The organism is Brevibacterium atlanticum, assembly GCF_011617245.1.
Taxonomy (GTDB): Bacteria; Actinomycetota; Actinomycetes; order Actinomycetales; family Brevibacteriaceae; genus Brevibacterium; species Brevibacterium atlanticum.
This window is the reverse complement of the sequence record NZ_CP050152.1, coordinates 3,774,687-3,789,721: the sequence shown is the minus strand read 5'-3', so window position 1 is coordinate 3,789,721 and position 15,035 is coordinate 3,774,687. Positions and strand designations below refer to the sequence as shown.

Here is a 15,035-nt window from a genome sequence, read left to right as displayed (position 1 = left end):
GCACAGCTCGCTCACCCCGTGGTCAGGTTCCGCCTCCGGAAGCCGACCATCCCCGCCCCGATGAGAACGGCAGCTGCCACGACGAACCACAGCACAGCCTCGGCGGAGAGATCCTCAGCCGGATACTGGCCGATGTGGGTGAACAGGGAGAGGTCGAGGATCGCGTCGTCGAGCTGCAGCAGTCCGCCGAAGAGCGCGAGCATCGCCGAGGAGACGAAGACGGCCCAGGTCAGGCTCATCAGCCGCGGAGCGAAGCCGTAGAGAAGGTAGGACAGGCCGAGCAGAGCCCAGATCGACGGTGCCTGCGCGAGATGGCCGAGCACAGTCGGCCACAGCAGGGACCGATCGTCCATCGACACTGCGGCTCCCACCCCTTCGCCGAGTCCGGCCGCGAACATCAGCCAGGTCGCCCCGACCAGCGTCACCATCGCCCAGGACGCGAGCCAACCTCCCCGTGAGACCCCTGTCGCCAGCACAGTCTCGGCGTGGAATCCCGTCTCTTCGGTGCGCAGGCCCCCGGCAGCGATGACCGCGTAGGCGGCGACGATGATCGCGAAGTAGAGCGCCATGTACCCGAGGTAGCCGTCGACGATTCCCGACCGCCCACCCATGATCGCGAGGATCTCCGGCGGCATCCCCGCCGCGCCTTCGTCCATCGCCCCGGTGAACGACCCGAACACCACCCCCATGACGAGCAGGCTCACCGACCACCACGCGAGGTTCGCGCCCTGCAGCCGCAGCGCCAGCCCCAACGGCGTCGACAGCATCGGTCCTGCGTGCGGCCGGCCGGGACGTTCGGCGACGATGCCCGCCCCGAGATCGCGCCGCGACTGCAGGACCAGTGCAATCACCGCGAGGACGGCAGACAGGCCGACCGCGTACAGCAGCGGCCACCAGCGATCGAGCGTGAATGGTGCGCTCTGCTGCGCCCATCCGAAGGGTGAGAGCCAGGACAGCCAGTCGAGCGAACCCCCGGACACCGCAGACATGTCGCCGATCCCGCGGACGACGAAACCGAGTGCAAGCACGGCACCGGCGATCCCCGAGGCGGCCCTGGCGAAGGCGCTCAGCTGCACGGTGACCGCCGCCACCGTCGCGAATACACACCCCACCGCACCGACTCCGACTGTGAACAGGACCGTCGACGACAACGGATCCGGGTCGGCCTGGGAGAACTGGAGGGCCGCAGTCATACCCGCGCTGAGCAGGACATTCATGATCAAGGTGAGCGCGAGCGCGGCGATGAGCTGGGTGTGCCGTCCCGTCACCCCCGCCCGCACGAGCTCCGCCCGACCGGTCTGCTCCTCAGTGCGGGTGTGCCGAGAGACGGTGAGGATCGACATCAGGGCGGCACCGATCATGAGGAAGACCCCATACATCCCCACGATGAACCGCGGCTCCGTCACCGCGTCGAGCCCATAGCCCGGCCCGGTGATGAGCGCCATGACCGGATTCTTCGCCAGCATCGTCATCGCCTGCAGCGATTCGCCGTCCATCACCGCAGCGATCGCGTTCGCGAAATACGCGGTGAGCGCAGACAGGCTGAGCACCCAGATCGGCAGCCACAGTCGATCCCGCCGCAGCATGAACATCAGCAGGTGCCCCAGCCCCGCAGTGGTCCCCGCGACGAGGCGGCCGCGCCGTTCGCGTTCATGCGCACCGTGATGGCGCCCGGTTCTGCGGGGCGCTTCTTCGGGTCCGAGCGAATGCGTCCGCGATCGTCCGGTGCCGTCGCCATCAGGCGGCTGACCGGAATCCATCGACTTCGCCAGCAGGTTCATGACTCACTCCTCTTTGCCGTAGTGGCGCAGCAGCAGCTGTTCGAGAGTCGGCGGAGTGGCCGTGAGCGACTCGACGTCATGTTCGCCGAGCGTTCGCATGATACGGGGCAGCTGCGCGGTATCGGCACTGAAGTGCAGACGCGCGCCCTCGCGCACGAGGTCGTGGACCCCGGACATCGCAGCCAGCGCAGGAATATCATGTTCGAGTCCGACCGTGATCGTCGTCCGCGACAGATGCCGCAGCTCGGACAGGGTCCCCGTCTCGACGATGCGCCCGGAACGGATGATCGATACCCGATCGGCCAGAGCCTCGACCTGTGCGAGGATGTGGCTCGAAAGCAGCACAGTGCGGCCGGCGTCCTTCGCTTGGCGGATGCAGTCCTGGAACACCGCCTCCATGAGCGGATCGAGCCCGGCCGTCGGTTCGTCGAGGAGAAGCAGTTCGACGTCCGAGGCGAGTGCGGAGATGAGCGCGACCTTCTGCCGATTGCCCTTCGAATACGTCCGCCCCTTCTTCCTGGGGTCGAGGTCGAAGGCGTCGATGAGCTCATCGCGTCGACGCGTATCGACCCCGCCGCGCAGTCGGGCGAACAGATCGATCGCCTCACCCCCGGTCAGTCCCGGCCACAGCTCCACATCGCCGGGTACGTAGGCCAGGCGGCGGTGCAGAGGCACCGCTTTCGACCACGGGTCGTCGCCGAGGAGGCGCACCGTCCCAGCGTCGTGACGGAGGATGCCGAGCAGGATCCGGATCGTCGTCGACTTCCCGGCCCCGTTGGGTCCGAGGAATCCGTGGACTTCGCCGCGGGCGACCTCGAGGTCGAGTCCGTCGAGGGCACGTACGCGGCCATAGGATTTCACGACTTCGTGCATCTCGATCGCCGCCGAGGCGGTGCTGCGGTGATCGTCCGCGCGTCGGTTGCGGGTCAAGGTGCTCATGGTTCTTCTCCCAGTCCGGAGTCGTCGGGAACGGACTCGAGCGCGCCATGCAGATAGAGATCGAGCAGGTGCGGTGCGAGTCGTGTCATCGTGTCGGTGGTGTCGTCGGTGCCGAGGTTGGTCTGCAGTCGCTGTTCGAGCAGAGCCGGGGCCAGTGCCATGACCGCGATCGTCGCAGCCTGACCGTGTGAGTCCTCGCTCTGTCGGAAGGTGTATCCGGCGAAGCCGTCGGTGATATAGGACTCGACGAGGTCGACGTAGTGATCGAAGTAGCGCTGACCATGATCACTGGGATCGAGCAGGGACTTGATGAGGTAGTCCAGGGCAGTGGTCATCGCCGGATCGTCGAACATCATCTGCACGGCCATCGCGGCATAGCCGGCATTCGAAGCCTTCGATTCGGTGAACACGTCGAACACATGGTCATCGCACGCGCTGCGCAGCCCTTCTTTCGACCCGAAGTGGTGGATGACCAGGCCAGGGGAGACCCCTGCGGCAGCAGCGACACCGCGGATCGTCGTCTTCGTGAAACCGCGTTCGGCGAACTCCGCGACAGCGGCGGAGAGGATCTTCTCCGCAGTCTCCGGCGAGGAGTGGGGAGAGCGACGAGAGTCGGAGTCAGGAGTGGTTGAACGCATGTTTAATATTAAACGCGTGTTCAATCGCGAAAGTCAATGGGCAAGTGGAAAGTTTCTCTTCGGCTGTTTACATACAACCATTCGGTTGTATGATTGATCGCATGAAAGGACTTCTCGATGACGAGGCGGATGCGCTCTTTCAGGCATTGGCCGATCGGACGCGACGCGACATCGTGCGCCGGATCGTCGGAGAAGGGCTTTCGGTGTCCGACCTGGCCGCCGACTACGATATGAGCTTCGCCGCCGTGCAGAAACATGTCGCCGTCCTCGAACGTGCGGGACTGGTGACGAAGCGAAGAGTCGGCAGGCAGCAGATCGCTCACGCCGAGGTGGGTCCGCTCCGCACCGTGCGGAGCCTGCTCGCCGAGCTCGAGGACCGCTGGGTCGAACGAGTGCAGAGAATCGACGGCCTCCTGGCCAAGGATGACCAGGCCGGGTCGTGAACCAGCCCATCACCACGCTCAAGGAGCAGCCATGCCAGTCACCGATACTTTCCATGACGAAGAGACACTGACCCTGACGATCGTCGCGGAATTCGCGGCGGACCCCGAGAGAGTCTGGGAGGTCTACGCGGATCCTCGTCAGCTCGAGCAGGTCTGGGGGCCTCCGACCTACCCCGCCACGGTCGTCGATCATTCATTCGAGCCCGGCGGCAGGGTCACCTATTACATGACGAGCCCAGAGGGGGAGAAGTTCTGTGGTCTATGGGAGCTGATCGCCGTCGACCGTCCCCGGCGCCTGGAGTTCCGTGACTATTTCGCTGACGAGGACTTCGCCGTCGTCGAGTCGATGCCGGGAAGCCGGTGCGTCTACACCCTCGAGGCGACCGAGAACGGCACCCGCGCAACCTACGAATCGGTCTTCGACTCGGTCGAGGGTCTGCGCACCGTCCTGGAGATGGGCGTGATCGAGGGTTCGACCGGAGCGATCAACCAGATCGACGATCTGCTCTCGCAAGGCTGAATCCTGGTAAGCGTCGAGACAACGCCGGAGCGCCGAGACCACTATGCACGCGCCGTTGTCTCGGCGCTCCGGCGTTGTTTCGGCGGCTCTGGGTGGATCGGAGCGATCAGGTGTCGCTCTGCGCCTGCATCGAGTGCCTCGGCGCATCGGGCTTGACCGGAATGATGAGGACCAGTCCGACCGCGAGCACGATGAGGATGCCCAGCGTGCCCGCGCGCTGAAAGCCGACGATCGTGATCGCCAAGGCGAACATCGCCGGGCCGAGGAAGCTCACCGCGCGCCCCGTCGTCGCGTAGAGACCGAAGTTCTCCCCGGCCGATTCGGGCGGGGTGATGCGAGCGAGGAACGACCGGCTCGAGGCCTGCACCGGACCGACGCAGAAGCTCAGGATCAGGGCGCAGACCCAGAACACGGCCGCCTCGGCGCTGAAGAGGATCGGCAGCCCACCGAGGATGATGATGACGAGCCCGGCGATGATGACGGGCTTCGGCCCGAGTCGATCATCGAACCAGCCGGCGATCATCGCGCCGGCGCCGGCGGCGACGTTCGCGGCCACTCCGAGGACGATGATCTGGGAGGCGGAGAAGCCGTAGCTGCCGGCGGCGAGGACCCCGGCGAAAGAGAAGATCGCGGCCAGGCCGTCACGGAAGACCGCCGAAGCGATGAAGAACCGCAGTGTCTGATGCTCGGATGACCACATCCGCACCAAGCGACGAACGAGAGCCGCATAGTCGGCGATGAAGGCCCGGATCGGATGCCCCGCCGAGGTGCCCTTGACCTTGGCCCCGGGCGCGGAGACGAGGACGGGTACGGCGAAGATCGCGAACCACACGGCAGACAGAACGGCGACGATGCGGAAACGCAGCCCCTCAGCGTCGCTGGCGCCGAGGAAGCCGACCTCGGGCTGGATGACGAGGACGAGCAGGAGGACCAGGAGCACGAGCCCGCCGACGTAGCCCATGCCCCAGCCGAACCCTGACACCTTGCCGACGTTGTCGGGACGCGTGATGCGAACCATGATGCCGTTGTAGGACACCTCGGCGAATTCGAAGAACACGCTGCCGATGGCCAGGAGCAGCAGACCCAGCCACAGATAGTCCGGGGAGTCGCGGACGAAGAAGAGCCCGAGCATGCTGGCCACGACGACGCCCGTATGCACGCCCAACCACAGACGGTGGCGGCCACCGGCATCCGCGCGGGTACCTGCAGCGGGCGCGACGACGGCGATGATGAACCCGGCCGCAGCCATCGCCCACCCGAGCGCTGAGGATCCGGCCTCCTCGGTGGCGGCGACGGACTTCGTCAGATATGGGGCGAAGACGAAGGTGATGATGACGGCGTTGAAGGCCGCCGATCCCCAGTCCCACAGTGCCCAGCTGAGGATGCGGCCGCGATTGCCGGCTGCCCGAACATCCGGAGGAGTCTGCATGATGTCACTGTACCGGGGGATCGGCTGTGGTCGGCACGCTTCGGCCCGACCGCCTCGGCGTGGGAATTCGGTGTGGACGATCCGGAACGCTTCTGGCCCCGTTGCGGAAACGAGTAGGCTGGGAGCAACCGACAAGCGCACTGCAATCAACGACCAAGGAGCATGTATGCCTATCGCCAGCCCCGAAGTGTATGCCGAGATGATCGACCGCGCGAAGACCCAGGGCTTCGCGTACCCGGCGATCAACTGCACCTCCTCGCAGACGATCAACGCCGCCATCCGCGGCTTCGCCGAGGCCGGATCCGACGGCATCGTCCAGATCTCCACCGGCGGCGCCGAATACATCTCCGGCCCGACGATCAAGGACCGTGTCCGCGGAGCCATCGCTTTCTCCGTCTTCGCCGCCGAGGTGGCCAAGAGCTACGACGTCAACATCGCCCTGCACACAGACCACGCCCCGAAGAAGGAGGTCGAGGAGTGGGTCAAGCCCCTGCTCGCGGCCTCGACTGAGCGCGTGAAGAACGGCGGACAGCCCTACTTCCAGTCGCACATGTGGGACGGTTCCGCCGTCCCCCTCGATGAGAACCTCGTCCTCGCCGAGGAGCTGCTCGAGCTCTCGGCGGCCGCTCACTCGATCCTCGAGATCGAGGTCGGCGTCGTCGGCGGCGAAGAGGACGGAGTCGAGAACGAGATCAACGAGAAGCTCTACACCTCCGTCGAGGACGGACTGGCCACGGTCAGGGCTCTGGGCTCCGGCGAGAACGGTCGCTACCTCACGGCTCTGACCTTCGGGAATGTCCACGGCGTGTACAAGCCCGGCAATGTCAAGCTCCGTCCCGAACTCCTCGGCGAGATCCAGGAGAAGGTCGGCGCCGAGGTGGGCAAGGACAAGCCGTTCGACCTCGTCTTCCACGGCGGCTCGGGTTCGAGCCCGGAGGAGATCGCCGAGGCGGTCCGCCACGGAGTCGTGAAGATGAACATCGACACCGACACCCAGTACGCTTTCACCCGTCCCGTCGTCGAACACATGTTCCGCAACTACGACGGTGTGCTCAAGATCGACGGCGAGGTCGGCAACAAGAAGCTCTACGATCCGCGCGCCTACGGCAAGGCCGCGGAGCAGAGCATGGCCGAACGCGTCATCGAAGCGTGCGAGAACCTCGGCTCGGCAGGAACCAGCGTGAACAAGTGAGCTGATTCAGTGACAAGTGAGCTGATTCAGCGAACGGAACGAGGCCCGGGACACCATTGTCCCGGGCCTCGTCGTCTCTGCGAGCGTGAGCCACAGCGGGTGTGAGCCGCGGCGGCGGTGGGGTCAGTTCTGAACCCGCATTCGCCGCGGCAGTGCTCAGCCTTCCGGCACCGCCTCGCCGGCCCTGACGCGGGCGACGCGCTGATCCCAGAAGTCCGCGTTGCGCACGCCGATCTTCGCCGGCTCGAACACCGGATCCAGACCCTCCTTCGTCTGCCGTTCGTAGTCGCGCAGAAGCTTGAACGCCGGCTGCTGGAGGATGAGGATCGCGATGACGTTCAGCCACGCCATGAGACCCACACCGATGTCGCCGAGTGCCCATGCGCTGCCCGAGGTCGACATCGCACCGACGGCGACGGCGACGAGGATGAGCACCTGGAGGACCCTCATGCCGATCGTCAGGGGCAGCGTGCTCTTCAGCTTGCCGAGCAGGTAGACGAGGTTCGTCTCGGCCATGTAGTAGTAGGCCACGATCGTCGTCAGGGCGAAGAGGAAGATCGAGATCGCGATGAAGCCGGCACCGAGGCCCTGGATCATCGTGTCGAGTCCCGCCTGCGGCCACTTCTCGCCCGGGGTGGCGGCGATCGCCTCGGCCATCTGACCGCGGCCGGTGCCGATGATCGTCTCACCATCGGCGTCGAAGACCTTGTACATGCCGGTCGAGAGGATCATGAACGCCGTGGCCGAGCAGACGAAGAGGGTATCGATGTAGATCGACCCGGCCTGCACCAGGCCCTGCTTCGAGGGGTGTGAGACCTCGGCAGCGGACGCCGCATGCGGTCCGGTTCCCTGCCCGGCCTCGTTCGAGTAGATGCCGCGCTGGACGCCCCACTGGACAGCCATGCCGAGGATGCCTCCGAAAGCCGCCTCGGGGCCGGCGTCGACGCCGAACGCCGAGGTGAACACGAGCTGGAAGACCGGGACGATCTGGTCGGCGTTGAAGAGGGTCACGGCGATCGCCGCAATGATGTAGATGACCGCCATGAACGGCACCGCCAGCGACGCGAAGTGTGCGATGCGCTTGACGCCGCCGATGACGATGAAGCCCATGATGACGGCGAGGATGATCGCCGTCACCCAGGTCGGGGTGCCCCAGGCGTTCTCGACGGCACCGGAGATCGCGTTCGACTGGATGCCCGGCAGCATGAAGCTCATCGCGATGACCGTGACGGCGGCGAAGACCATACCGTAGACCTTGAACAGGCCGCGCGCCTTCGTGTGACGGTAGGCCTTCTCGATGTAGAAGGCGGGACCACCGCGGTATTCGCCTGACTTCGGGTCCTGCTCCTTGAAGATCTGACCGAGCGTCGACTCGACGTACGAGGTCGAGGCTCCCAACAGCGCGGAGATCCACATCCACACGACCGCACCGGGACCGCCGAAGCCGATGGCCGTGGCCACACCGGCGATGTTGCCGACCCCGACTCGACCGGCTAGCGAGATCGCCAGGGCCTGGAACGACGAGACGCCCTCATTGGAGCTCTTGCCCTTGAACATCTGGACGAAGATCGCCTTGATCTGGCGGATCTGGACGGCACGGGACCGGATCGTGAAGTACACGCCGGCGCCGAGGCAGAGGTAGACGAGGGCCGACGACCAGATGATGCCGTTGAGCCAATCGAGAACTGCGGACACGTTTCTCCTCATGTCGGGGAACCGGTTGACTCCGGTTCGCAGAATCGCTGCGCTCCAGATCGTGAAGGCAGGATTCCAGGGGGTTTGGGCACAGCCGAATAACTGTGTGATCGTCGCAGAAACCCTGCGACTTTCCTGTGATGTACTTCATAAGTCAAACCGATTGTGATCTGCGACGCAAATCACCATCGCCGAGGCGGCTCGGCGTCACATCCCACCGTCGTCGAGGTCATTCCCCGGCTTGGCGGGGATCGACCGCGACGGTTTCGCTGTGAGGGCGGCGGTCGCCTCGGCGAATTGTTGCGAAGTCGTTGCGAACTGAGTCACGTCATGTGCATCAGTTCACTATTTGGGACGGGAACCGTATGATGTGATGCGGATCTCTTCGTGCAAAGACGACACGAAGAGCACATCTGTAACGACAGGAACACCATGAAACGACGAACCGGTGCAAAGGCCGTGGCCATCGCCGCGACCGGAGCTCTGCTCCTCTCTGCCTGCTCGACCTCGACGACCGGAGGCGATGGCGGTGACGGCGACGGCGGCATGCTCACAGTCGGAACCACGGACAAGGTCGTGGCTCTCGACCCGGCCGCGGCCTATGACAACGGAAGCTCGCTCGTCGAACAGCAGGTCTACCCGTACATCCTCGCGTACAAGCCGGGCACGGCCGAGCTCAATCCCTCGATCGCCGAGTCCGCCGACTTCACCGAGCCGACGAAGTACGAGGTGAAACTCAAGGACGGGCTCAAATACGCCAACGGCAACGAACTGACCTCCTCGGACGTGAAGTTCTCCTTCGACCGCCAGCTGAAGATCCAGGACCCCAACGGGCCTTCCTCGCTGCTGGGCGGGCTGAAGTCCGTGGAGACCCCGGATGATCAGACGGTCGTGTTCAACCTCAAGCGCAAGAACGACCAGACCTGGCCAGGTGTCCTGGCCAGCGCCGCCGGCCCGATCGTCGATGAGGACGTGTTCTCGCCGGACAAGGTCACCGAGGATCAGGACATCGTGGACGGGAAGGCCTTCGCCGGTCCGTACACGATCGACGGCTTCAAGTTCAACGAACTGCTCACCTACAAGGCCAACCCGGACTATCAGGGCTACGTGGAGCCGGCGAAGACCGACACCGTGCAGATGAAGTACTACTCGGACGCCAACAATATGAAGCTCGACGTCCAGGAAGGCACCATCGACGTGGCCTGGCGATCGCTGTCGGCCACCGACATCGACGACCTCGGCAAGAACGAGGACCTCAAGGTCCACAAGGGCCCGGGCGGCGAGATCCGCTACGTCGTCTACAACATGGACACGATGCCCTTCGGTGCGAAGACCGATGACGCCGACGAGAAGAAGGCACTTGCGGTTCGACAGGCCATGGCTGACTCGGTCGATCGTCAGGCGATCGCCAGCCAGGTCTACAAGGACACCTATACCCCGCTGTACTCGCACGTCCCCGAGGGGCTGCCCGGCGCCGACGAACCGCTGAAGTCCGCATACGGCGACGGCGAAGGCGGAGCCGATGTGGCCAAGGCGAAGAAGACCCTCAAGGACGCGGGTGTCAAGACCCCTGTCGAGCTCAACCTGCAGTACAACCCCGACCACTACGGTCCGTCCTCAGGTGATGAGTACGCGCTGGTCAAGGATCAGCTGGATAAGACCGGGCTGTTCAAGGTCAAGCTGCAGTCGACCGAATGGGTGCAGTACTCGAAGGACCGCACCGACGACGTCTACCCGATGTATCAGCTGGGATGGTTCCCGGACTACTCGGATGCCGACAACTACCTCGTGCCGTTCTTCTACGACACCGATGAGACCCCGTCGTTCCTGGCCAACCACTACCGGGACGAGACGATGAACAAGGAACTCAACGCTCAGTCCTCCATCGCCGATGAGGGCAAGCGCGAAGAGGCCCTGAAGAAGATCCAGGGTCAGCTCTCCGAGGAGCTGCCGACCCTGCCGTTGCTCCAGGGCAACCAGATCGCCGTGTCCGGCAAGGACGTCAAGGGCGTCGATGACACCCTCGACCCCGCGTTCCAGTTCCGACTGGCACTGCTGAGCAAGTGATCGCACGTCTGAGCTGAACACCCACACGAGGTGCAGGTGAGCCGCCCGGCCAACCTGCACCTCGTGGCGCGTCCGCGCACCGAAACACTTACATAAGGAACACATGTCTGCTGCCATCAGCGAACCAGGGGTGGAGGCCGCCGAGACCTCGGTCGCGGTCAAGAAGCCTTCGGGGGGAGGCCTGGGACGCTATGTCCTCATCCGCTTCCTCCTCATCATTCCCACCATCTTCATTCTCACCACTCTGGTGTTCTTCCTCATGCGCATCACCGGTGACCCGATCACCGCGGCGTTGGGAGGACGCCTGACGAAGGCCCAACTGGCCGAACGCGTCCACGCCGCCGGCTACGACCGGCCCCTCCTCGTCCAGTACTTCGAGTATCTGGGCAACCTGCTCAAAGGCGACTTCGGCACTGCCGTCTCCGACGGTCAACCCGTCTCGTCGATCCTGCTCAACTACGGTTCCGCGACCGTCGAACTCGTCTTCTACGCGCTCATCGTCGCGTTCGTCATCGGCATCCCGCTGGGCATGCTCGCCGCCTATCACCGGGACAAGGCCCCGGACGCCGCCCTGCGCGTGCTCGCGATCCTCGCCTATGCGACCCCCGTGTTCTTCGCCGGCATGATCCTCAAACTCGTCTTCGGCGTCTTCCTGCCCATCCTGCCCGTGGCCGGCCGCGGCACCACCGAGACCGAATACATCATGTCCGGCGTCGTCGCTCCGACGCGCTTCTACATCATCGACGCCATCCGCATCGGCAACTTCTCCGTCCTCGGTGACGTGCTCGCCCACGCCGTGCTGCCGGCGATCGCCCTCGGGCTCCTCACCGCCGGAGTGTTCCTCAGACTCGTGCGCACGAACCTCATCGGCACGCTCGAGCAGCAGTACATCGACTCCGGCCGATCCCGCGGAATCTCCGAATACCGCCTGGTCACCAAGCATGCGTACCGGCCGGCGCTGATCCCGATCGTCACCGTCATGGGCATGCAGATCGCCCTCATGCTCGCCGGCGCCGTGCTCACCGAGACGACATTCGAATGGAAGGGGCTCGGCTTCAAGCTCGCCGAGTACCTCACCGCCCGCGACTTCGTGGCCGTCCAAGGCATCGTCGTGTTCCTCGCCGTCATCGTCGCGGTCACGAACTTCCTCGTCGACGTCATCGCCGCCTTCATCGACCCCCGAGTGAGGTACTGATGTCCACTCCTGACAATCCCGACAGCATCGACTCGATCGAAGGCGCAACCTCGGCGGAGACCGCAGGCACCTTCGCCGAGGCGGCTCCCGGTTCCGGTGTCCCCGCCCTCGCGTTCGACGAGACGGCGAAGAAGTCGTGGTTCTCCCGCCTGCCGATCGTCTCTCACCTGCGCCAGTCCGTCGGACTGCAGCGCGGCATGCTCATCACCGGACTCGTGCTCTGCGGACTCGTACTCATCTGCGCGATCTTCGCCCCGCTCATCGCCCCCTACGGGTTCAACCAGCTCGGCACCTCCGAAGGCAACTTCGGCTCCAAGCTGCCGCCCGGGGGCACCCACATCTGGGGTACGACCGTCGGCGGCTACGATGTCTTCTCCCGCGTCATCTGGGGGGCCCAGACTGCCGTGGCCGTCATCGTCGTCGCCGTCATCATGTCGATCTTCGCCGGCGTCATCCTCGGCCTCGTCTCCGGGTACATCGGCGGCTGGCTCGACCGCTTCCTCGTCGTCATCGCCGATGCGGTCTACGCGTTCCCGACCCTGCTGCTGGCGCTGGTCATGTCGATCGCGATCTCCGGCGGGCAGTCGAGCGCATGGGGCGGCATCGCCGCCGCGGCGTTCTCGATCACCGTGGTCTTCATTCCGCAGTACTTCCGCGTCGTGCGTGCTGAGACGCTGCGGCTCAAGGCCGAACCTTTCGTCGAATCGGCGATCGTCCTCGGTGCTTCGAAGACCCGCATCATCTCCAAACACATCTTCCGCAATGCCACGCGCACGCTGCCGCTGATCTTCACGCTCAACTCCTCCGAGGCGATCCTGACCCTGGCCGGGCTCGGGTTCCTGGGATTCGGAATCGAACCCACCTCGGCGTCGGAATGGGGCTACGACCTCAACAAGGCACTGCCGGACGTGACGTCCGGTGTGTGGTGGACGGCCGTGTTCCCGGGGCTGGCGATCGTGCTCACGGTCCTCGGCATCACCCTGGTCGGTGAGTCGATGAACGATCTCAACGACCCGCGCCTGCGCGTGCGACGGAAAGCGAAGACGAAGAACGTCAAACCTGCGGAGGTCAAGGCATGAGCAAGAAGAACGACACGACTGTGCAGTCCGCCGGCAGCATCCTCGACATCGAACGCCTCGACGTCACCTTCTCCACCGACGGCGGCGACGTGCACGCGGTCAAGGATGTCTCACTGAGCGTCTCACCCGGTGAGGTGCTCGCGATCGTCGGCGAGTCCGGATCGGGCAAGACCGTCACCGCACGCTCCATCCTCGGCCTGCTGCCGGAGACCGCTCAGCGCTCGGGAGCCGTGGTCATCTCGGGGCAGAACGTGCTCAGCGTCTCCGCCGAGCAGCTGCGAGCGATGCGCGGATCCGATGTGGCGATGGTCTTCCAGGAGCCCTCGACCGCGCTCAACCCCGTCTACACCGTCGGGTGGCAGATCGCCGAGGGCCTTCGTGCCCATGACCGCAAGGCCGGCAAGGCCGAGCTCAAGGCACGTGTCGTCGCCGCGATGAAACAAGTCGGCATCCCCGACGCGGAGAACCGGTTCGACTACTATCCGCACCAGTTCTCCGGCGGACAGAAGCAGCGCATCGTCATCGCCATGGCGCTCGCCCTGGGTGCGAAGCTCATCGTCGCCGACGAGCCGACCACCGCCCTCGACGTCACCGTCCAGGCCGAGATCCTCGACCTGCTGCGCGAGCTGCGCGATGAGACGGGCACCGCCATCGTGCTCATCACCCACAACATGGGCGTCGTCGCCGACCTCGCCGACCGCGTGGCCGTGATGCTGCGCGGCGACCTCGTCGAGGTCTCGACCGTGAAGCAGCTCTTCAGCGACCCGCAGGAGCAGTACACACGGGATCTGCTCGCCGCGGTACCGCGGATCGGCTCGACCGTCGTCGGCAGTCGGAAGGCTGCCGCCGCCGAGGCGGGGGAGATGTCGGCCGGCACCGCCTCGGCGGGGGAGACTGCTGCCAGCACCACCTCGGCGGGGGAAGGAAGCGTGCGGGAATCGATCGTCACCGCGCGGGACCTCGACATCGTCTACCCAGGTGGGATCGGCCGATCGGACTTCCATGCGGTGAAGAAGGTCAGCTTCGACATCAAGGCCGGCGAGGTCTACGGACTCGTCGGCGAATCGGGATCGGGCAAGACCACCATCGGTCGTGCGATCGCGGGTCTGACCAGGGCCAGCGGCGGCAGCCTGTCCGTGCTCGGGCATGAGATGGTCGGGTTCAAGGAGCGCGCGTTCTCGAAGATCCGGCGCCGGATCGGGTTCGTGTTCCAGGACCCGGCCGCCTCGTTCAATCCGCACCTGACGATCGGCGAATGCATCGCCGAACCGTTCGCGATCCACCGTCGGGAGCTCAGTGCCGCGGATCGGTTGAAGCGGGTGCGCGAGCTGCTCGATTCGGTGCAGCTGCCGAATGAGTATGCCTCCCGGTACCCGCATGAGCTCTCGGGCGGGCAGCGGCAGCGGGCCTCGCTGGCCCGCGGTCTGGCGCTCGATCCGGAGCTGCTCATCGCCGATGAGCCGACCTCGGCGTTGGACGTGTCGGTGCAGGCGAAGGTGCTCGAGCTCTTCGTCGAGCTGCAGAACCGATTCGACTTCGCGGCCCTGTTCATCAGCCACGACCTTGCCGTGGTCGACATGCTCTCCGACCGCATCGGCGTGCTCTTCCATGGGGAGCTGCTCGAAGAGGGCACGGGCGAACAGGTGCTCGGTGCGCCGCGTGAGGACTATACGAAGCGACTCATCGCCTCGCTCCCGGTCCCGGATCCGGCCGAGCAGGCCAAGCGCCGCGAGCAGGCCCGCACCCTCCGCACCCCCTAATTACTACTGTGAGGATTGATAGTGGCTGGTCTGGGACTGGCTGGCAGAGTAGGAACTGACCGTCCCATCGATCATCATGACTCGAATTACTGCTGACTCAGACGATGTCATCGTCAGGATCTGTCTGATGATCGGTGGGCGGTCGGCCCCGGCTCGGCCCACATCGGTAACTTGATCAGAAGGTTGTCCGTTCCTGACCGAACGTGACTCATCACAGTAGTGTTCCGACGTGACTATCTCCCGGACCGGAGCCGACCGTTCGACGGTCGGACATCATCCGCTCTAACACGGGAGAAT

12 protein-coding genes are annotated in these 15,035 nt (G+C 65.0%); 7 read left to right on the top strand and 5 right to left on the bottom strand.

The genetic code is table 11. The features are described from left to right. Positions 1 to 11: 11 nt before the first annotated feature. The 3 genes from GUY23_RS16840 to GUY23_RS16830 are packed head-to-tail and all read right to left on the bottom strand — an operon-like array spanning position 12 to position 3,358. On the bottom strand, positions 12 to 1,781 hold the full coding sequence (locus tag GUY23_RS16840; RefSeq protein ID WP_208085390.1) for an ABC transporter permease: 1,770 nt from the start codon (positions 1,779 to 1,781) through the stop codon (positions 12 to 14). 3 nt (positions 1,782 to 1,784) lie between these two features. Then, positions 1,785 to 2,720: an ABC transporter ATP-binding protein gene (locus GUY23_RS16835; RefSeq protein WP_166974539.1), complete on the bottom strand. Its 936-nt coding sequence runs from the start codon at positions 2,718 to 2,720 to the stop codon at positions 1,785 to 1,787. Beyond that, positions 2,717 to 3,358 carry a TetR/AcrR family transcriptional regulator gene (locus GUY23_RS16830; protein ID WP_166974536.1) on the bottom strand — a complete coding sequence of 214 codons (642 nt, stop codon included), beginning with the start codon at positions 3,356 to 3,358 and terminating at the stop codon, positions 2,717 to 2,719. Before GUY23_RS16830 ends, GUY23_RS16835 begins: the two co-directional genes overlap by 4 nt. Before the next feature lie 101 nt (positions 3,359 to 3,459). Between GUY23_RS16830 and GUY23_RS16825 the strand changes: the two genes are divergently transcribed. Both GUY23_RS16825 and GUY23_RS16820 read left to right on the top strand, forming a co-directional pair. Then, entirely contained in the window at positions 3,460 to 3,801 is a 342-nt protein-coding gene (locus tag GUY23_RS16825) for an ArsR/SmtB family transcription factor (RefSeq protein ID WP_166974533.1), read from the top strand. 31 nt (positions 3,802 to 3,832) lie between these two features. After that, positions 3,833 to 4,321 (top strand): SRPBCC family protein, encoded by a 489-nt coding sequence (locus GUY23_RS16820; RefSeq protein ID WP_166974530.1) that lies wholly within the window; start codon positions 3,833 to 3,835, stop codon positions 4,319 to 4,321. Between the two features lie 106 nt (positions 4,322 to 4,427). Here the strand turns inward: GUY23_RS16820 and GUY23_RS16815 are convergent, their stop codons facing one another. Beyond that, positions 4,428 to 5,750 (bottom strand): MFS transporter, encoded by a 1,323-nt coding sequence (locus tag GUY23_RS16815; RefSeq protein WP_166974527.1) that lies wholly within the window; start codon positions 5,748 to 5,750, stop codon positions 4,428 to 4,430. A gap of 166 nt (positions 5,751 to 5,916) precedes the next feature. On the opposite strand from GUY23_RS16815, the gene fbaA reads away from it, so the two are divergent. Then, positions 5,917 to 6,942, top strand: coding sequence for a class II fructose-bisphosphate aldolase (gene fbaA, locus GUY23_RS16810; protein WP_166974525.1), 1,026 nt, complete (start codon positions 5,917 to 5,919; stop codon positions 6,940 to 6,942). Positions 6,943 to 7,098: 156 nt separating this feature from the next. Here fbaA and GUY23_RS16805 read toward each other — a convergent pair whose 3' ends face one another. Then, positions 7,099 to 8,637 carry an alanine/glycine:cation symporter family protein gene (locus GUY23_RS16805; RefSeq protein ID WP_166974522.1) on the bottom strand — a complete coding sequence of 513 codons (1,539 nt, stop codon included), beginning with the start codon at positions 8,635 to 8,637 and terminating at the stop codon, positions 7,099 to 7,101. Between the two features lie 432 nt (positions 8,638 to 9,069). Here GUY23_RS16805 and GUY23_RS16800 point away from each other — a divergent pair, with 432 nt between their 5' ends. The 4 genes from GUY23_RS16800 to GUY23_RS16785 all read left to right on the top strand — a co-directional run bounded on the left by GUY23_RS16800 (position 9,070) and on the right by GUY23_RS16785 (position 14,738). Next, on the top strand, positions 9,070 to 10,704 hold the full coding sequence (locus GUY23_RS16800; RefSeq protein WP_166974520.1) for an ABC transporter substrate-binding protein: 1,635 nt from the start codon (positions 9,070 to 9,072) through the stop codon (positions 10,702 to 10,704). A 103-nt stretch (positions 10,705 to 10,807) separates the two neighbouring features. Continuing rightward, positions 10,808 to 11,899, top strand: coding sequence for an ABC transporter permease (locus tag GUY23_RS16795; protein ID WP_166974517.1), 1,092 nt, complete (start codon positions 10,808 to 10,810; stop codon positions 11,897 to 11,899). Beyond that, the gene (locus GUY23_RS16790; RefSeq protein ID WP_228282504.1) at positions 11,899 to 12,978 is read left to right on the top strand and encodes an ABC transporter permease; all 1,080 of its coding nucleotides are present in this window, start codon (positions 11,899 to 11,901) and stop codon (positions 12,976 to 12,978) included. The genes GUY23_RS16795 and GUY23_RS16790 overlap by 1 nt, the downstream gene beginning before the upstream one ends. Then, positions 12,975 to 14,738 carry a dipeptide ABC transporter ATP-binding protein gene (locus GUY23_RS16785; RefSeq protein WP_166974515.1) on the top strand — a complete coding sequence of 588 codons (1,764 nt, stop codon included), beginning with the start codon at positions 12,975 to 12,977 and terminating at the stop codon, positions 14,736 to 14,738. The genes GUY23_RS16790 and GUY23_RS16785 overlap by 4 nt, the downstream gene beginning before the upstream one ends. Positions 14,739 to 15,035 lie beyond the last annotated feature (297 nt).